At 55.3% G+C, this 16,855-nt stretch carries 16 protein-coding genes and 2 tRNA genes; 4 read left to right on the top strand and 14 right to left on the bottom strand.

Annotated elements, in window-relative coordinates:
* Positions 1-131: 131 nt before the first annotated feature.
* Complete coding sequence (locus RDV48_08035) at positions 132-986, top strand: DUF72 domain-containing protein (protein ID MDQ7822724.1); 855 nt, start codon at positions 132-134, stop codon at positions 984-986.
* A gap of 9 nt (positions 987-995) precedes the next feature.
* On the top strand, positions 996-2,135 hold the full coding sequence (locus RDV48_08030) for a type II secretion system F family protein (GenBank protein ID MDQ7822723.1): 1,140 nt from the start codon (positions 996-998) through the stop codon (positions 2,133-2,135).
* On the opposite strand, the gene RDV48_08025 is transcribed toward RDV48_08030, so the two are convergent.
* Positions 2,022-2,669, bottom strand: coding sequence for a YkgJ family cysteine cluster protein (locus RDV48_08025; GenBank protein MDQ7822722.1), 648 nt, complete (start codon positions 2,667-2,669; stop codon positions 2,022-2,024). The genes RDV48_08030 and RDV48_08025 overlap by 114 nt on opposite strands.
* Positions 2,670-2,828: 159 nt before the next feature.
* Between RDV48_08025 and RDV48_08020 the strand changes: the two genes are divergently transcribed.
* Entirely contained in the window at positions 2,829-3,371 is a 543-nt protein-coding gene (locus RDV48_08020; GenBank protein ID MDQ7822721.1) for a thermonuclease family protein, read from the top strand.
* Positions 3,372-3,398: 27 nt separating this feature from the next.
* On the opposite strand, the gene RDV48_08015 is transcribed toward RDV48_08020, so the two are convergent.
* The 9 genes from RDV48_08015 to RDV48_07975 form a co-directional block, all read right to left on the bottom strand.
* Positions 3,399-4,268: a hypothetical protein gene (locus RDV48_08015; protein MDQ7822720.1), complete on the bottom strand. Its 870-nt coding sequence runs from the start codon at positions 4,266-4,268 to the stop codon at positions 3,399-3,401.
* A gap of 333 nt (positions 4,269-4,601) precedes the next feature.
* Entirely contained in the window at positions 4,602-5,546 is a 945-nt protein-coding gene (locus tag RDV48_08010) for a 1-phosphofructokinase family hexose kinase (protein MDQ7822719.1), read from the bottom strand.
* Between the two features lie 7 nt (positions 5,547-5,553).
* Positions 5,554-6,483: a cyclase family protein gene (locus RDV48_08005; protein ID MDQ7822718.1), complete on the bottom strand. Its 930-nt coding sequence runs from the start codon at positions 6,481-6,483 to the stop codon at positions 5,554-5,556.
* A 45-nt stretch (positions 6,484-6,528) separates the two neighbouring features.
* The gene (locus RDV48_08000) at positions 6,529-7,650 is read right to left on the bottom strand and encodes an NAD(P)H-dependent oxidoreductase (protein ID MDQ7822717.1); all 1,122 of its coding nucleotides are present in this window, start codon (positions 7,648-7,650) and stop codon (positions 6,529-6,531) included.
* 36 nt (positions 7,651-7,686) lie between these two features.
* The gene (locus RDV48_07995) at positions 7,687-8,436 is read right to left on the bottom strand and encodes a flavodoxin family protein (GenBank protein ID MDQ7822716.1); all 750 of its coding nucleotides are present in this window, start codon (positions 8,434-8,436) and stop codon (positions 7,687-7,689) included.
* Positions 8,437-8,520: 84 nt separating this feature from the next.
* Positions 8,521-10,254, bottom strand: coding sequence for a type II secretion system ATPase GspE (gene gspE, locus RDV48_07990; GenBank protein MDQ7822715.1), 1,734 nt, complete (start codon positions 10,252-10,254; stop codon positions 8,521-8,523).
* A gap of 34 nt (positions 10,255-10,288) precedes the next feature.
* Positions 10,289-11,812 carry an ATPase, T2SS/T4P/T4SS family gene (locus tag RDV48_07985; protein MDQ7822714.1) on the bottom strand — a complete coding sequence of 508 codons (1,524 nt, stop codon included), beginning with the start codon at positions 11,810-11,812 and terminating at the stop codon, positions 10,289-10,291.
* A gap of 185 nt (positions 11,813-11,997) precedes the next feature.
* Positions 11,998-12,849 (bottom strand): hypothetical protein, encoded by an 852-nt coding sequence (locus RDV48_07980; protein ID MDQ7822713.1) that lies wholly within the window; start codon positions 12,847-12,849, stop codon positions 11,998-12,000.
* Between the two features lie 75 nt (positions 12,850-12,924).
* A complete protein-coding gene (locus RDV48_07975) occupies positions 12,925-13,950 on the bottom strand; it encodes an SUMF1/EgtB/PvdO family nonheme iron enzyme (GenBank protein ID MDQ7822712.1) in 1,026 nt (341 codons plus the stop codon).
* On the opposite strand from RDV48_07975, the gene RDV48_07970 reads away from it, so the two are divergent.
* Entirely contained in the window at positions 13,949-14,188 is a 240-nt protein-coding gene (locus RDV48_07970; protein ID MDQ7822711.1) for a hypothetical protein, read from the top strand. The two genes, RDV48_07975 and RDV48_07970, sit on opposite strands and share 2 nt — an antisense overlap.
* Before the next feature lie 352 nt (positions 14,189-14,540).
* Here the strand turns inward: RDV48_07970 and RDV48_07965 are convergent, their stop codons facing one another.
* From RDV48_07965 to RDV48_07950, 4 genes are all read right to left on the bottom strand, one after another.
* The gene (locus tag RDV48_07965) at positions 14,541-14,933 is read right to left on the bottom strand and encodes an FxLYD domain-containing protein (GenBank protein MDQ7822710.1); all 393 of its coding nucleotides are present in this window, start codon (positions 14,931-14,933) and stop codon (positions 14,541-14,543) included.
* Between the two features lie 234 nt (positions 14,934-15,167).
* Positions 15,168-15,240, bottom strand: a tRNA-Ala gene (locus RDV48_07960).
* Positions 15,241-15,255: 15 nt separating this feature from the next.
* Positions 15,256-15,329: transfer RNA gene (locus RDV48_07955), tRNA-Ile, on the bottom strand.
* A 72-nt stretch (positions 15,330-15,401) separates the two neighbouring features.
* A complete protein-coding gene (locus tag RDV48_07950) occupies positions 15,402-16,742 on the bottom strand; it encodes a hypothetical protein (GenBank protein ID MDQ7822709.1) in 1,341 nt (446 codons plus the stop codon).
* Between the last annotated feature and the right edge of the window lie 113 nt (positions 16,743-16,855).

The following is a 16,855-nucleotide window of genomic DNA, read 5'->3' as shown; positions in this document are numbered from 1 at the left end:
CATTTGCAAGACTGCCGGCATCCTTATAATACCATTATACTCCAAGAATTCCTCCCTCCACAAGTGGAGGTGCCGCAGGACTTCACATAGGAGTTTATCGCTTTTTCACGAAGATGAAGGTGATGATACGAATGGGCACATGCGGATTCAGTTTCAAGGACTGGAAGGGAACGGTCTATCCCCAGACCCTCAAGGACGCGGATATTCTCTCTTACTACAGCAGGTCTCTTGGTTTTGACACGGTAGAGATAGACTCAAGCTATTATTCATTTCTTTCGAGAACCACCGTGGCGGGATGGGACAGAAAAACCCCGCCGGGCTTCCTTTTCGCCGTAAAATGCCACAGGGAGATGACGCAGAACGAGGAAAAAGATCTGGACTCCCTGAAATTCCCTGACCTGGAGCTCTTCAGAAAATTTCTCGGCTCCTTTGACGGGCTCATCTCATCAGGAAAGCTTCTCTGCTTTCTTGCACAGTTCGGACCTCTTTTCAGAAAATCGGCAAAGACCTGCGATTTCCTCGCGGCATTCAGGGAAGCCCTGGGATCCTTTCCGCTGGTGGCGGAGTTCCGCCACTCGTCCTGGCTTTCCCCTGAAGAAAAGGACCATACTTTGAGGCTCCTGAGGGATTATAGCCTCCTTTATGCCATGGTGGATTTGCCGCACCTGCGGTCCCTTCCTCCCTTTGTACCCGCTGCCACCGGGGAAATCGCCTATATGCGCCTTCATGGCAGGAACAGGAACTGGTTCAGGGCCACGAGGGAAGAGCGCTATGATTACCTCTACACCGATGAAGAGCTGAAAGAGTTCATCCCTGCGATTACATGCCTTGCAGGAACGGTAAAGCACACGATGGTGTTTTTTAACAACTGCCATGCTGGAGCGGCACTTCGGAACGCGCTGAAATTAAAAGATCTTATGGGACTTGAGAGCCCTTTGCCGGCACAGCCGATGTATATCCAGGGAGAGCTTCCCCTGGGCAATTAAGAAAAATCCATGGAAAAGAAAAAACCGGCTTACAGCACCAAGATGCTTGAGAAGCCCACGAAGACCGTGGAGCCTCTCAAGAAGCCCCCCTGGAATCCTTTCGAGAGGATCACCCAGGAGGATCTTCTCGTTTTCACGAGGCAGCTTCACACGCTGCTCAACGCCGGGGTCCACATGGTGAAGGCCTTTGATACCCTCGCGGGGCAGATAGACAAGGAAGCCATGCACCGCATGCTCTTTCGCATCAACACGCGCATAAAGACAGGATTTACCCTCTCGAAAGCCCTTAACGAATACCCCGAGGTCTTCAACCAGATATATGTGGGGATTATCCGCACAGGGGAAGCCCATGGCGATCTCCCCCTGGTGCTTGAGAACCTTGAGCAGTTCCTGGAGCGCGAGGTAAATATAAAAAAGAGAATCGCCAATGCCTCGGTATACCCCCTTTTCGCCCTGGCAGTATGCCTTCTCTTCGCCCTTTTCACCTTCAAGTACATCCTGCCCAATTTTGTAAAATTCTTTCAGAACATGCAGGTGAGCCTTCCCCTTCCTACCAGGATCATGATCTTCCTCACCGAGATCGTGGATAATCCTTTCTTCGTCGTTGCCGGCCTTGTCCTTGGCGGATTCCTCATGTTTGCCCTCAAGCGCTTCTCCCTCAGTGCCCGCGGGAAATACGTCATTGACCAGGCGTCACTCTCTTTTCCTTATTTCGGGGAGCTTGCAAAAAAAATCTGCATTGTGCGCTTCACCAACAGCCTCTGCACCCTCCTGGAGGGAGGGGTGGAGCTCAGGAAAGCCCTTGAGCTTGCAGGAAAGGCTTCGGGCAACAGCGTTTATGAACAGTCCGTGGCGTCTATTACCTCTTCTATCAAGGAAGGAATGGATCTGGCCACAGGTTTTGGAACCCACAGGAACCTCTTCGGGGGGATGTTCCCGAGCATGATAAGAGTAGGCGAAGAATCAGGCGAGCTCCCTGTGGTGCTGAGAAAGCTCAGCCATCTCTATGAGCAGGACGTGGAGAGCTCCCTGGGGTCACTCTCGGTGCTCATTGAGCCCTTCCTCATCCTTTTCACGGGGGTCATCATCGGCTTTATCATCATTGCCGTGTTCCTGCCCCTTTATGCGCTGCTGCAGAAGCTCGGCTGAGGAAAGCAAATGGTCATCGTAGGCGAAGGCCAGGGTGAAAAAGGGGATGGTAAAGGGAAGATACCTGAAAAAAGTCTCCTCTTTATAAATCACCACATTTTTTTTCAGCACGCAGCGCTCCGGAATAAGCCCGAGAAGGTCCTCCCTGATGAAATGGCCGTAAGTCCTGCAGGAGAGGGGCCTGACCTCGTAAATGGCGCATCCCTCAGCTTTCCGGTCATAAAAGGGGCATATGAGCTTTTGAGGCCTCACATCGGGAGGCTTCCTCACGGTAAAGATATAGTCCCTGAAAAGGGCTGCCCCTTCCACGTCCCTGCCGGATCTTTCGAGGAACTCATGAATATAGTCAAACTCAAGCTCAGTGACGCCGAGTGAGGCAACGCTGCTGCAGCAGATATTGCAGGCAAGGCATACATTCCCCCCTGTGGAGGGGAGGAAGCTTTCAACCTCGCGGAAGACCTCGCAGGTGCGATTATAAAAATCTGCAAGCATGGCAGCTCCCTGGGGAATCTTCTCCTCCAGAAACTTCTCCACTGCCGCTTCGGCCCCTGCACAGATTTTCAGATCCTGAGGGGAGTGGGGCAGCAGGAGAGGAAAGAGGCTCATTGGAGACGAATTTCTAATAAGGGCTCGCCATTGCACAGTTCAGATGCCATTCCCACAAGATTCCCACAAGGAAAGGACCGGTGCATCATGAAAAGTATCGCATGCCTGCTTGCAGCTTTATTCTTCATCACGGTGCTTGTCGCCCCTTCGTGGAGCGACGACAAAGCCACTGTCACCTCCATCATTGACGGCGACACTGTCGAGGTCACCTTTGCCGACGGCGCCGTGAAGAAGGTACGCCTCATAGGCATCAATGCCCCTGAGCTTTTTGAACCTGAAAAAAACGCCAGGGTCCTTGCCCAGGCATCAAAGAAGCACCTCTCTGAGCTTGCCCTGAATGCCCAGGTTGAGCTCGCCTACGATGAAACCAAGAGTGATATGTACGGAAGAACCCTGGCCTTCCTCTGGAAGGGCTCCGTCATGATAAATGAACAGATGATAGGCGAGGGCTATGCCCGTGCCTACCTGAAGTTCCCCTTCCAGAACTGCTATATGGAAGTTTTCCAAAAAGCGGAGAATTTTGCCAAGACCCGCCGCCTGGGGCTCTGGAGCAACGCCGCCTTTGCCACTGCCGGGGACAAGGAATACCTTCACCAGACTTCGCCCTCCACCATAATCCAGGGGAAGTAAGGCACCTCCGGGAAAGGGGCGATGAAATCACTTCATCATGATACCGAAAGTGACATCGGCCTTTTCATTGACCTGCCGCGGCGCACTGCGCCAGAGCCTGGTCTCGACATACGCGGGGAGATCCTTGAGCCTCACTATGAGCTGGCTGCAATAAGGGCTCATGTTGTTGACTCCCTCAGGATTGCCGCAATTATAAGCAAGATGAATATACTGGGGTATGCCCACAAGCCTGTTGTCGGGAATGATCACATTGCGGCACCGAGAGGCATCGACATAAAGGAAAGGGAACCCGAGGTCCCTCGCGTTATAGGCAATGAGGTAAAGCTCCTTGATGTCCTCGTTCTGGAACCTTATATGCTCTTTTTTCAGAAGATCGTCAAATTTTTTCCAGAACCGGCTCACGTCATAGGTGACCTTGCCTTCGGTGCCGTCACTGCTCCACTCAAGGGCAAGGGCGCGGGGGGAGAAATCCTCAGGCTTCAGGCTCTTCCTCCCGAACTTTGCAAGGTCATAGGAGCAGGACTCCCTCACTCCCACAAGGAGATAGGGATTGACAATGAACCGGGACTCCTCTGAAGGGCCCTCGGTGCACTTCTCGCCGAAGCTGTAATAGTAGACTCCCAGCATCCCCCACCATGGCTTCCTGTCAACGATTCCTCCAAATACGCCTTCGGAAGGCTCATAGGAGGCGGGGATAAAAGAAGGATGCTTTTTCATAGCGGCACGCCTCAGCGAAAAGATCTCATTTCTGGTGAGATAATCAAGCTCAACAGGGGGGGACAGGGGAATCCCGACGGTCCGCGATGGCATTTTCTCCTTGGCAGCGCCAACCGGGGTCCCCTGCCAGAAGAGCATGAGAAGAAGAAGCAGCGCGAGAAACAGCACTATGACTCTCATCACGATCATATTTATCGGGCCGGAAGATAATTCCTTCCCCTGCCCCTCTGGTGGCTCCCGAAAGAAGGACTTTTCCCTCTTCCGGTGAAGTACTCTTATGCGGGAACCGGCTAGAGCAATCTAGTCCGGTTCCTTTTTGCTTCCTTGATGCCAGGCGCTGCCTGAGCACGTTTCCCGGCGGCACCATAAACCGCCAAGAAAGGAGCACCATGCTGGTGGAATTTGATCGTACTGATCTGAATGAAGTCCATGACCACTTTCTTTCAACGGCTGATGACTATTCCGAAGCCGATCTTGCTGCCATAGGAGCACTCTGGGATTAACCTTGGGGCCTCAGGAGCCTTCACTCTCAAGAGGGAATGACTTGATATAAGCAAGGTATTTCCCCCCTTCCGGGGGAGAAGCCAGGGCGTGGACCGGCGAGAACACCGTGGCTGTCGCCATTGCTACGCCGTTTATGAGAGCCTCCTGAGGCGATCTTCCCTGGACCCGTGTGGCAAGATACCCCGCAAGAAGGGAATCACCGGCTCCCACGGCAAGCCCTTTCCTGGTTTTCACCGAGAAGGCTTTCCATCTTGTTTCCTTTTCCGAGACCACCGCGCCTTGTGCTCCCCCTGACACAAGCAGCGTCATTTTCTTCGAGAGCCCCGCCACCACGTCATCGGAAAAAGCGTCCTCAATGCTCCCGTGGAGCTTTCCCGTAAGATGGGAGAGTTCCAGCAGGTTTACCTTGAGCAGAGACAAAGGCCCCTCCACGCCCTCCCTGAGAGCTGCGCCGGAGGTGTCAATGACTGTCCTGACGCCCCGGGAAGAGACTCTTTCCGAGAGTGTCCGGTAAAACTTCCCGCCCATGCCGGGAAGGAGCGAGCCGCAGAGGACAAGCCAGTCCCCCCGGCGGCAGTGCAGGGCCACCCATTCGCCCAGCGCTTCTTCCTTCTCCCCGGGCAGCTCTGGCCCGGGAGGATTCACCTTGATTCTTGAGCCATGCTCATCCTCAATGGTCACTGTCCGGCGCGTCGGGCCGTCAATCTGCCAGCAGCTGAAGGGAACATCGCAGGCTCTCAGGAGGGCCGAGAGCTCTTTTCCTGCAAAGCCTCCCGCAGTGAAAAGGGCAAGCACAGGGATGCCCTGGAGCCTGAGAAGGCGGGCTACATTGATTCCCTTGCCGCCGGGGTGGACCGTCTCGCTGTGTGCCCTCACCAAGGTATCATCCTTTAAGGCAGGGACTGAGAGAAACCAGTCAAGAGCGGGGTTGGGAGTGAAAGTGACAATTCTCATAGGGTGATCATTTCCCGGGCCTCAGCACGCCGTCATCTCCCCGCCTCAGGGGAGCGGGCTGCCGGGGAAGCGGGGCGCCGGGCGCCTCAATGACTGTCACGCCATGAGGCCATTCGGGGGGGCACACGGCGATATAGCGGGCTATCCCTCCCGTTCCTCCCTGGGCCTTGGCAAAACCTATGAGAATGAGAGCCCCGGCCTCGGGAACCTGGTCAAGGCTGGCTACATTCTCCGCCTGACAGAAATGATGATGCATCAGCCAGTACTCGCCTTCAAGGTTCGGAGTCATATCCGTATCGGGGGGCTCATGGCCGTGAAAGAGAATTTTCCTGTCCAGGTGGAGGTACTTGAGGGCATCAAGGGTGATGCCGGGAAAAGGCTTTTCACAGAAGCGCTCCGGCTGTGACCACTTCTTGTGCCAGTCTGACCGGATCATCACGACCGAGCCTGCGGGGACGGGGCCATGCTTCTTCTCCCATGCCTTCACGTCCTCAGTGGTGCAGTGGTAACCTTCATTCTTTGCCACTTTTTCGTGGATGTCCACGACCACGAGAGGGCGTACGGAGAAAGTGGGGGGGATATCGCTTACGGTGGCGCCGTATTCATCCCAGTGGGCGGGGGGATCGAGGTGGGTGCCATACTGGTCCGTGGGAATCTGGTAGGCCGTCGAGATAAAGCCCTGATCCTTATAGGTGAACTCATCACCCTTCTTGATGTATCCGGGTATGTCGGCCCCTGCCCTGCAGGGAGAGAAGATGGCTTTGCCGAAGCCGGGCCATACCGGTATCGAAGGATTAAAAGGGTGGGTGAGATCGACATACTTGCAGCCTTTGAAAGCATCTGCATAAGCGTCCCAGAGCTTATGCCTTTCCTGCGCAAAGGCAGGAGTGAAGACCAGCATTGTCAGGATCGCTGCTGATAAAACAGCCAGTTTCATGGAAAAGTCCCCCCTTCGCAGGCGACAGTGCTCTTATCGGGCCTCTCAGCGAGGAGCGTGGGGAAAAAGGGCGTTGAACTTCATCAGAAGGCCCACATCGCCGGCCACTTTGTACTTGCCCGAAAGGAAGGCCGTGGCCCCGTTGGTTTCCCCCCGGTAGATACCCAGCCATACCGGTGCCGGTGTCGTCACCGTGGCACTGGGCTTCTGGTGCTTTCCCTGCCAGGCGCTGCAGCGGCCGCTCTCGATGACTAGATAATATTCCCCCGGTTTCTCGTCGGTGACCACGAACTGCACCGCCGCCTTCAAAGAGCCCGCGGCCTTCGGGTTGAAGGCTGCCGCCATGGCGGCCACGAGATCTCCCATCGTCTCCACTTTCCCGGGGGGAGGCAGAGGCTTTCCTTCCGGTGCTCCCTGTTCATCGGGCGCCCCCTGCGCGTCCACCTCCTGGAGCTTTACCCCCAGGGAGCGCCAGTGCTCATTGGCAAGGCTCGCATAGAGGTTGTGATCCTCCATGAGGGGGCGGTCAAGAACGGCCGAAGTGCCCTCGGAGACTTTCCCTTCCTTCACCACCTCGGCGCCTGCCTTCTTCACTGCGTCAAGATACCATGCAAGGCCGTCCCTGAGCTCCTTCACCTTCAGCAGCTCCCCTCCGGCGCAGCATATCATGCCTTTGAGCTCGCTTTTGTCTCCGTGGAGCATTACGCGGAATGTCTCTTTCAATCCTGAAAAATGAGCCTGCTCGGGAAAGCCGCAGTTGGAGATTACCACAAGGTTCCAGAGACCGCTGGTATAACGGGGAGGGTGGCCGCAGCAGTCGCCTTCCACCTCGAGGAAAGGCTGCGACAGGGGAAGGGTCCGGTCCAGGAAATCCTTCATGAATCCCGAGACCGTATAATAATAGAGAGGCGTGGCGAGGACGAGCATATCGGCCTCCCTGACCTTCAAGAGAAGCCCGGGCATGTCGTCGTGGTGGACGCAGACTCCCGGCGTGCGCGTCCAGCAGGAGAAGCACCCGATACAGTGCTTTATGTCCTTCTCCTTTAAATAAACGGGTTCCATGATGTCGGCGCCGGCTTCCCTTGCGCCCTGGATAAAAGCCTGCACGAGGACCTCGGTGTTTCCATGGGCCCCGCGGGGGCTCCCCTGTATCACAAGCAGCTTCATGACAATTCTCCTTTCACAGGTGGGAGTGGGCCCCTCTCAGGCCGGGGTGGGCTTCGCATCTTTCTTGCAGGGCTCAAGGCCCAGGGAGCGCCAGAACTCGTTGGTCTGGAGGGCATAAGCCTTGGAATCCTCGAAGAGAGGGCGCTCAAGGAGGGCCGAGGTTTCTTCGGAGATTTTTCCTTCCTTCACCACCTCGGTGCCGGCCTTCTTCACCGCGTCAAGATACCACGCGATGCTGTCGTCGTCATCCTTGGATTGCAGCTTCTCCCCCCCTGCGCAGCATATCATCCCGTTCAACTGAATCTGATCGCTCCTCACCAGGGTACGGAACACCTCCTTGAGGCCTGAGAAGTGGGCCTGCTCGGGAAAGCCGCAGTTGGAGATGACCACCAGGCGCTCAAGGCCGTTTGAATAGCGCAGGGGGTGCATGCACCTGTCGCCATGCACCTCAAAGAAGGGCTGGCAGAGCGGGAGGGTCCTGTCCATGAAATCCTTCATGAGCCCCGTGATATTGAAATAATAGAGGGGCGTGGCAAGGACCACTCCCTCTGCCTCACGGAGCTTCAGCAGAAGCTCCTGCATGTCGTCCTTGTGGACACAGACCCCCGGAGTGCGCGTCCAGCAGGTGAAGCACCCTATGCAGTGCCTGATATTCTTATCCTTCAGGTAGATGGGGGCCATGAGCTCAGCCCCGGCAGCCTTCGCACCCTCGATAAACCTCTGCACGAGCAGCTCGGTGTTTCCATGGGCCCCGCGGGGGCTCCCATTCACCACTAAAAGCTTCATTGAGATTCTCCTTTAATGAAATTTCGGACCCTGGAGACTTCAATGGGAGCCGATTTGATTCCTTTCTGAGAGGCCCGTGCCTTGTCAGAGCTCCTGTCCTTCGATATAGACCACCCTGAGGCACTCTTCTATGGTGGTGACGCCGTCAAGCACTTTTCTGAGGCCGTCGTCAGGCATGGTCTTCATGCCCTCCTCTATGGCGCACTGCCTGAGCTCTGCCGTTGAAGCGCGCTGAAGAATCAGACCTCTTATCCTGTCCGACATGGTGAGCAGCTCATGGATCCCTGTTCTCCCCCTGTAGCCTGTCATCTTGCAGTGATCGCATCCCCTTCCCCGGTAAAAAACGATCTCCGAATCGGTATAGGCGGAGAGGCCGAATCTTCTCACCGACTCCACGGGGGGAGTGTAGGACTCCCGGCAGTTGGGGCAGATGCACCGCGCCAGGCGCTGGGCAAGAACGCCTATAAGCGAAGAAGCGCAGAGAAAGGGCTCGACGCCCATTTCGGTGAGCCTTGTGACAGCCCCTGCCGCATCATTGGTATGGAGGGTGGAGAGCACAAGGTGCCCCGTGAGTGCTGCCTCCACGGCGGTCTTTGCTGTCTCCTGGTCACGGATCTCGCCCACCATGATGATATCGGGGTCCTGGCGGAGAAATGCCCTCAGGGCCGTCGCAAAAGTGAGGCCCGCTTTTTCATTCTGCTGCACCTGGCTGATGCCCTGGATCTGGTACTCCACGGGATCTTCAACGGTGACGATATTCACCTCTCCCTTGTTGAGCCTGTTGAGAATGGAATAAAGGGACGTTGATTTCCCCGAGCCCGTGGGGCCCGTGACCAGCAACATTCCGTAGGGCTTCTCCACGATCTGCTCCAGGCGGCTCTGCACGTCGGGGTAGAAGCCAAGGTTATTGAGACCGAGGGTCACCGAGCCCTTATCCAGGATTCTCATGACCACCTTCTCGCCGTGGACCGTGGGTATTGTGGAGACGCGGAGGTCAAACTCCCGGTGGTCGTGGCGCATGTGAATCTTCCCGTCCTGGGGCACGCGGCGCTCGGCAATATCCATCGAGGACATGATCTTGAGCCTCGAGACCATGGGAGCGTGAATATGGCGTGGAGGCTCCATGACGTCATGGAGCACGCCGTCCACCCTGTAGCGGACCCTTACCAGCTTTGTCTCGGGTTCTATATGAATATCAGAGGCTTTGTCACTGATGGCCTGAGAGATGATGAGATTCACCACGCGGACAATAGGCGCCTCATTGACAAGCTCCTTGATCTGCTCCGGAGAGAATTCCTCTTCATCGGCATTGTCCGCTTCGAAGGCTTCCACGTCGGCTGCGCTGAGGCCCTTGAGCACATCATTGGCCTCAACCATGGCGGTGGTGGAATAGTGCCTGTTGATGGCGTCCATGATGGCGCCCTCGGTGGCAATGACCGGCTCGATGTCATAACCGGTGACAAGCCTGATGTCATCGATGGCAATGACATCAAAGGGGTCCACCATGGCAAGGGTGAGCCTGTTCTCCCTCAGCTCCACGGGAAAGACCTTGTATTGATGGGTAAAGCGCTCCGGGACTGCATGGACGAGCTCGCCGTCATATTCCCTTTCCTCCAGGTCCACGAAATCCACACCCATTTTTCTTCCCATGACCTCGGTGATCTCTTTCTCCGTGGCAAAGCCCATCCTCGCCACTACCTTTTCCAGGGGCTCATGGAACTTTTCCGCCTGATCCCGCGCCTTTTCAAGCTGCCTTTCCGTCACCATGCCGTATTCTGCAAGCAGTGAACCCATGTCGCTCTCTCTTGACCTTGCCATTGGCTTCCTCCTTTTTCTGATCGTCGATCACAGGTTAAATATGGCTCACCCTCAGAGCCTCCTCAATGGTGGTCACCCCCGCGAGGGCATAGGAGAAAGCTCTTTCCCTGAGCGTGAGGAAGCCTTTTTCCAGCAATGCTTCCATGAGCTTGTCGGGCTCAAGACCCTGGGAGAGTATTTCCTTTATCTCCCTGTCCGGGTTGAGCAGCTCATAGAGGAGCGTTCTGCCGCTGAAGCCTGTCATGCGGCAGCTGCTGCAGCCCTTTCCCCGGAAAAGCTTCACGGGGCCTCCCCGGGAAGGGCTTCCCCCCTCATTGAACCAGCGCCCGTAAAGAGGAAGAAAGTAACGGTCAGATATTTCCCTGGAGGGGACATATTCTTCCCGGCACTCTTCACAGAGGGTCCTAACGAGCCTGAGGGCAAGAACTCCCTCCAGCAGCGTCGAGAGGGTGGAGATATCGATGCCGAGGGCCCGGAGCTTCACCAGGGCGTGCATGATATCGGGGCTCTCTGCCTGGAGAATGACCAGGTGCCCCGTGAGGGCAATCTCGCAGGCAAGGCGGGCGGCCTCCCTGTCCGGGAGGGTGCTCAGGAACACCACGTCGGGATCCTGCCACATCACCGCCTGGAGGGTCTCCACCATGCCCCTGCTGTCGGCTCCTTCGAGCTTTACCTGGGTGATGCTTTCGGAGCGGTAGGCTATCTCATCCTCGAGGGCGATAATATTGGCGCTTCCCGCAGCCTTTCTCTGGATATGGTTCAAGGCGCTGTGGCAGGCCGTTGTTCTCCCGCTCCCGGCGGGGCCCGTCACGACGACGACTCCCGATTTCTTGTCAAATATCTCGCTCACGGTGGTGATATCGGCGCCCCTGAATCCCAGAGATCCAAATCCCTGTTTCATCGCTGCTTCCACGCTGGAGAAGGGGTCCAGGGAGACAGTGATCCTCTCTCCGTCCAGAGTGGGGAGCGTGCTGAGTTTCAGCGAAATCGGAGAGCCTTCAACGAATTCTCCTGCATCAAAACTGAACTTTCCTCTTTCTGCTGCTCCTGTTGACAGAGGGGAAAGCCCCGCCATCTCTCTCAGCTGAACCGCCATATCAGCTGCCACATCAGGGGCAAGATCCATAAGGGCTTTCAGAGCCCCGCCTGTCCGGTATTTTACCGTCAGGGCGCCGCCGCTGCGGGGTTCAAGGTGAATATCGCTGGCCTTCTCCTGAAAAGCATCAAGAAAAAGCATGAATACAAGCCTTCTCAGAAGATCCTGCTTTTCAAGCGAGCTCGTCACCTGAACTCTCTCCGCCACTGCTTTTTTTCCCAGGCGCTTTTCGGTGACCCGCGTGGCAAAAAAATCCAGGGCTTCCCTTATCTCTCCCCTCTGCTGCAGCAGCTCCGTTCCCGTGGTCTCCAGGAACGCCACGAGGTCGCTCCTGTAGAAGCGCCATTGCTTTCCCGCCTTGAAGCCCTGAATTTTTCCCGCTTTGAGCCAGCGGTAAAATGTGGGCTTCGAGGTCTTCAAGAACTCCCGGGCTTCCTCGGCATCCAGAATGTCTTTTTCCATAATAATTTACCTCATTTACTATCTTTTAATATCATTATATATCATTTGTTATCAAATGTCAAGGTGCCACAAAAAAGACCCTGGGCTTCTCTCTGGAAATCAGAAGAAGCCGGGTCTTTATCAAAAACTCCTTTTCCATAAGAAAGGCGATACTTTGAGCTGCCTGGCTGGTCTCGCAGTGCGCTTTACTTGGCTACCTCGTAAACCACCTTGCCCTCTTTTCCCGCCTCACCCTCTGCTCCGCGGGGCCCATCGGCGCCCTTGGTGCCGGGACGCCATACCTGGGTGCCGTCAGAAGCGGTCTCATAATAGCCCGCGCTGCCGCCGCTCCCTCCGGCGCCGCCACTGCCGCCGGGGCCGCCTTTCACTGAGACTTTCACATACTTGCTGAGATCTGTCCCTTTGGAGAGCACCGTGACTTTTCCACCGTCGCCGCCGGGGCCACCCTTGCCACCGGGGCCACCGCTGCTTCCCGAGACCGACGAGACATACATGCCTTCCGCACCGGCAGCACCTGTGCCCCCGGGACCGCCCTCGGAAGAGATGGTGACGGGGCTCACGGGACTCTTCTGGATGAGAAAAGCTTCCTTCGGGCCTAGAGCAGGCTCAATGGTGACCTCGATAAAGCCTCCCTGCTCCTGGAGCATCACTTTCACCTCAGCACCGGTGCCTCCCTGGGCTCCCGTGGCGCCGGCAGCGCCGTTATGGGAAAACTCCGTGCGGGATGAGGTGGTGAATTTGCGAAAATCAGCCGGGGACTGGTAACCACCATTGACATATTCCCGGAGCTTCCACCGGTACTCAAGATCAGGCTTGAGCGTCAGGGAACAGGAACCGCTTCCCACCGGTTTTGAGAACACCGTCGCCGATCCCGAGTAGACCTCAAGATAGTGCATACTCCCGTGATAGTCCCACTGGAAGGTGACGACGGGGCTCGGCCCCACGATAAGAGCTCCCTCAGGAGGAAGCATTGTCTCAGCCTCCACGGGGAAAGCCAGGAGAAGAAAACCTGCAAGAAACACCGCGAAGAACTTCATGATACCCACCCTTTCAGTTGATTATTACTATTCAGATGCTGACCACCTGGCAATCACATAACACTTCCGACCTCATCATTCGCCGCTGAGGAGAAGCATCGGGCGGAAGCCGAAAAGGAAGTTCGTCTCGCCCGGGGGACTCCCGGTGCGGTAGGCGCAGCGGAAGCCCGTCGTTGCATCATTATTCCATGCGCCGCCGCGGTAGACCCGGGCATCTCCCTGGAGGGGCCCCGGAGGATTCCTCACAGGGCTTTTCTGATAGTATTGCTGGTCATACCAGTCCCCGCACCATTCCCACACGTTCCCGGCCATGTCCATGCAGCCATAAGGGCTCGCGCCTTCAGAAAAGGCCCCCACGGGCGTCGTGCCTCTTCTCAGGTAGAGATGGGCGCGGAGAGCCCTGTATTCACTGCTGTCAGTGTCAACATTGTTGCACTTGTTCCTGTCCCAGTGATCGCCCCAGGGGAACCTTCTGCCGTCAATGCCCCGGGCCGCCTTCTCCCACTGCGCTTCTGTCGGGAGGTCTCCGCCTGCCCACTGACAGTAAGCCTGGGCATCAGTCCAGGTGACATTGATGACAGGATGGCTCTCCCTGCCCTGGACGGCATACTTTTCCCAGTCACCCTTGGCCTTATACCCTGTTTCATTGACAAAGCGGGCGAACTGCCCGTTGGTCACCTCGTATTTATAAATATAAAAGGGATCAAGGTATATATTGCGCTGGGGATGCTCCTCGCCATAGCCTTCACCTACGGGTGACCCCATCAGAAACTCCCCCGGGGGTATGAGAATCATCACGGCATTGTCAAGGGAATTCTCATGCTCGTCATAGCCGAAGGTGTTTTTCCGGGGATACCCCGAAGGCCTTCCGCCGCCGGGAGAGGAGAGGGCTTCAAGGGCGCTCTGGCACTCCCTGTCATAGCCGGCCCGCTTCACGCTGTCGCCCAGCACCCCGTAAGCCTCGATGATATCGTTCAATCTGCCCTCGGTGCCGGCTTCACGGGAATCCTGATACTTCCCCAGGAGCGCCTTGTACGCGGCAGCGACGACCTCCGGCTCCGCCAGCGGGTCCAGGCCCAGTATCCTGTAATAGTCCTTCATGGCCTCCCCCTTCGATAATGATGGTATAGAGGTTCTGTACCGCAGCGGAAAACTCCTCGCGCTGGAGAGGAGGGACCTCCATGGGGAGGGGAAAATAAAAACCCCTGTATTTATAAATAAAACCACCACCTCCTCATGGCAGCTTGAGCGGCTAGGCTGTAACTTCTATTTGACCTTCACAGGCAGCTTTATGGAGAAGAGATTCGCCGCCAAAATACTCTTTTTCATTAACTTGTGAGCCCTTTTCAAGAAACCCTCCACTGGAGAGGTGTAACACCGGCGATATTCCTTGCATCGAAATTGGCGCCCTTTGAGATGAAATAGGGATTACATCATGTCAGTGGTCTGATAAGCAAAAATGCAGAGCTGGAGCACAAACTCAACGACGACACCCGAGGTTCCCCTGTCAAGGGAAACGCAGTAGGAGAAAATGGAACAATGAGTTTAGCCTGGAAATTCCTCGTTATACTCCAGAGCATAAGTAATTGCAGCATTCTAAATTGCCAAATGAGCATGGATACTTAACTCTGGAAACTACGATACTGCAATTTATAATGCGCATTCCTATAGCTTTATCTAATTCAATTATCCTAATTTGTCTCTAGTTTAATGAGTTTTATACTAGTTGCTTCTGAATTAGCATCAACAACGACTGTCTCTTTAAATAATGCGGTCCCATTTGGCTCTAAATTTTTTATGCAGGCATTATGACTCTTAAGCTGAGCACCGTCTTTGTTGTAGAGAGTCCAAGCAATAGTAACGGAAGAAAAAGCGGTTTTCGTTCTGTTCGTTAGATTACCTTCAATCGTATACATGGCTTGATTCGCATAGGGTTTCAATTCAAAATTTATGAAAAATTTTTCGGAGATAACGGTTTCCAGCTTTGCCATTGCAATGGAAGCACAAATAAGCAATAGAACTGAGCATAAAATAACCTTTTTCACAAAAATCCCACCATTCCTTATCATATCTTCTACTCTCATTATACCTCTTGCTTGTCCCGATTCATACGAGAAAAAGTCTAGTCAATGGGGGGCTGGTCCACCTTTGGGACAGGGCACTTTCCAGAATGGCTTGAAGTATAGGTTTTGCCTCTAAGAATGTGTGCCATATTTGCGCCAAAACTTTCCCAAAACAGCCCTTTTTTGTCCCAAATTATCCTTCCTTGTGCCAAATAAAAAACCGCGGCTTTCGTTATCACCACGGCGTTTCTTGAGTGGAGCTGAGGAGACTCGAACTCCTGACTTCCTCCGTGCAAGGGAGGCGCTCTCCCAGCTGAGCTACAGCCCCTTTTACTATGGCAAGTGGGCCTTTGTGGAATCGAACCACACACCTCACCCTTATCAGGGGTGCGCTCTAACCAACTGAGCTAAAGGCCCATCTGTGAAAACAAGTTTACCATACCAATGGAGTGGTGTCAAGATATTTTCCCCCCTCACCTCTCTAAAAATTCAGAGGCCCCTGAAAAGGCGTCCCAGGTAAAAGCGAAGCTGTGAATCATGCCAGTCCCAGAGCTTGCCGTGGTCTCTGTCCACATGGTTCATTATGTCCCACAGGCCGTCATAGAGAGCGCTCCCGGCATACTGCACCACAATGGAAAACACCAGGAACACCATAAAGAGCGCCACAAGAAAAGGGGATGCCATAATCCTTCGCGACTGGTGCGCGATGAGGAGCACAAGAAGCGGCACTCCCTCGAGAAGGTAGCGGTTTCCGTAGCAGACGCCGCCCCACCAGTCAAAATACATGGAAGGCATGAACGTCAGCGAGAGAGAGCCCGCGGCGAAGAAAAACACAAGAGGCCTTTCGAAGGCGCCGCCCCGGTGGAAAAGGCTGTAAAGCGCGAAAAGAAGAAAGGGTGAATAAACAAAGAGACCTCTCGAGGGGGAGAACAGGTTGCCCCAGAGCCCCGTAAAATAACCGGTCTGCCATATCAGGGGCGAACCGGTCTTGATAAGGGCGACGGAAGCCCACGATTTCTGTGCTGAGACGATGAAAGGCGATCCGAAATAGTAATAATGGTAAAGGCCGTTAAGAGCCAAGGCAGGCATGGCGAGGAGCACAAAAAGGGGCAGTTCTTTTCTCCTGTAGAGAGCGCCGTAGAGGAACAGGCAGAGCACAAGGGGCAGGAGGGCAGGGCGCAGGCAGAGGGCAAGCGACGCCGGGATGGCGGAATAGCTGAAATGACGGCTTTTTCCCCCGCTCAGCACAAGGAAGTAAAGCATAAGCACCACCAGGAACACCGCGGGGCCATGCTGCCACGTCCCCTCGCTGGCGGTGGTCCACATCGCCGTTCCCAGAGCAAAGGCGCAGGGAAGCACGATACGGGTTCCCTCGCTGAGGGGGACCCTGACAAGGATAAGATAGAGAAAGCCTGCCGCAAGGGCCGAGAAAAAGGACATGACGACCCTTCCCGCGGCGGCGAGAAGAAAGATGTCTCTGGCATCCAGGGGTTTGATCCTGTCCATAGAGTAGAATGCCGGCACGAGGAGGAGCGCCACGCCCACCCCTGAATTGGAGAGCACATGGCGCCCTGCGGGGCCCGTGCCCTCGACAAGGTAATAGGGGAGCACCCCGAAAGAGCTTTCATGGGGGTCGGAAAGGTATGTCGTTCTGAGAAAGGGGGCATACTCGTCAAGGTCAGGATTTCCCTCACGGAGGAGGGAGAGGGCGACATACTTCGCGGGGATTGAGTCATAGGTCTCATTGACCCTGAAATTCAGGCAGTACACAAGAAACAGTAGATCCACCAGCAAAAAAAACACGAGAACAACACGCTTTTTTCTGTCCAACTGCCGCCTGCTTTACCGGTACGGTATGTGTTCATGGCTTTTCACCGCGGATTGCCGCTTATCCTCTTGCCCTCCTGGAGGCGGCGGCAAATTTTTCCGAAGGACTTGCACAC

It is taken from the genome of Candidatus Eremiobacterota bacterium (assembly GCA_031082125.1).
Taxonomy (GTDB): Bacteria; Vulcanimicrobiota; CADAWZ01; order CADAWZ01; family Ess09-12; genus Ess09-12.
Note: the sequence above shows the minus strand (reverse complement) of the source record. Positions and strands in the feature narration are given on the sequence as shown.

What these genes read in the sequence shown, in the direction of transcription:
- RDV48_08035 (MDQ7822724.1), top strand. Translation starts at nt 132, where the DNA reads ATGGGCACATGCGGATTCAGTTTCAAGGACTGGAAGGGAACGGTCTAT.
- RDV48_08030 (MDQ7822723.1), top strand. Translation starts at nt 996, where the DNA reads ATGGAAAAGAAAAAACCGGCTTACAGCACCAAGATGCTTGAGAAGCCC.
- RDV48_08020 (MDQ7822721.1), top strand. Translation starts at nt 2,829, where the DNA reads ATGAAAAGTATCGCATGCCTGCTTGCAGCTTTATTCTTCATCACGGTG.
- RDV48_08015 (MDQ7822720.1), bottom strand. Translation starts at nt 4,268, where the DNA reads ATGAGAGTCATAGTGCTGTTTCTCGCGCTGCTTCTTCTTCTCATGCTC.
- RDV48_08010 (MDQ7822719.1), bottom strand. Translation starts at nt 5,546, where the DNA reads ATGAGAATTGTCACTTTCACTCCCAACCCCGCTCTTGACTGGTTTCTC.
- RDV48_08005 (MDQ7822718.1), bottom strand. Translation starts at nt 6,483, where the DNA reads ATGAAACTGGCTGTTTTATCAGCAGCGATCCTGACAATGCTGGTCTTC.
- RDV48_08000 (MDQ7822717.1), bottom strand. Translation starts at nt 7,650, where the DNA reads ATGAAGCTGCTTGTGATACAGGGGAGCCCCCGCGGGGCCCATGGAAAC.
- RDV48_07995 (MDQ7822716.1), bottom strand. Translation starts at nt 8,436, where the DNA reads ATGAAGCTTTTAGTGGTGAATGGGAGCCCCCGCGGGGCCCATGGAAAC.
- gspE (MDQ7822715.1), bottom strand. Translation starts at nt 10,254, where the DNA reads ATGGCAAGGTCAAGAGAGAGCGACATGGGTTCACTGCTTGCAGAATAC.
- RDV48_07985 (MDQ7822714.1), bottom strand. Translation starts at nt 11,812, where the DNA reads ATGGAAAAAGACATTCTGGATGCCGAGGAAGCCCGGGAGTTCTTGAAG.
- RDV48_07980 (MDQ7822713.1), bottom strand. Translation starts at nt 12,849, where the DNA reads ATGAAGTTCTTCGCGGTGTTTCTTGCAGGTTTTCTTCTCCTGGCTTTC.
- RDV48_07970 (MDQ7822711.1), top strand. Translation starts at nt 13,949, where the DNA reads ATGGCCTCCCCCTTCGATAATGATGGTATAGAGGTTCTGTACCGCAGC.
- RDV48_07975 (MDQ7822712.1), bottom strand. Translation starts at nt 13,950, where the DNA reads ATGAAGGACTATTACAGGATACTGGGCCTGGACCCGCTGGCGGAGCCG.
- RDV48_07965 (MDQ7822710.1), bottom strand. Translation starts at nt 14,933, where the DNA reads ATGAGAGTAGAAGATATGATAAGGAATGGTGGGATTTTTGTGAAAAAG.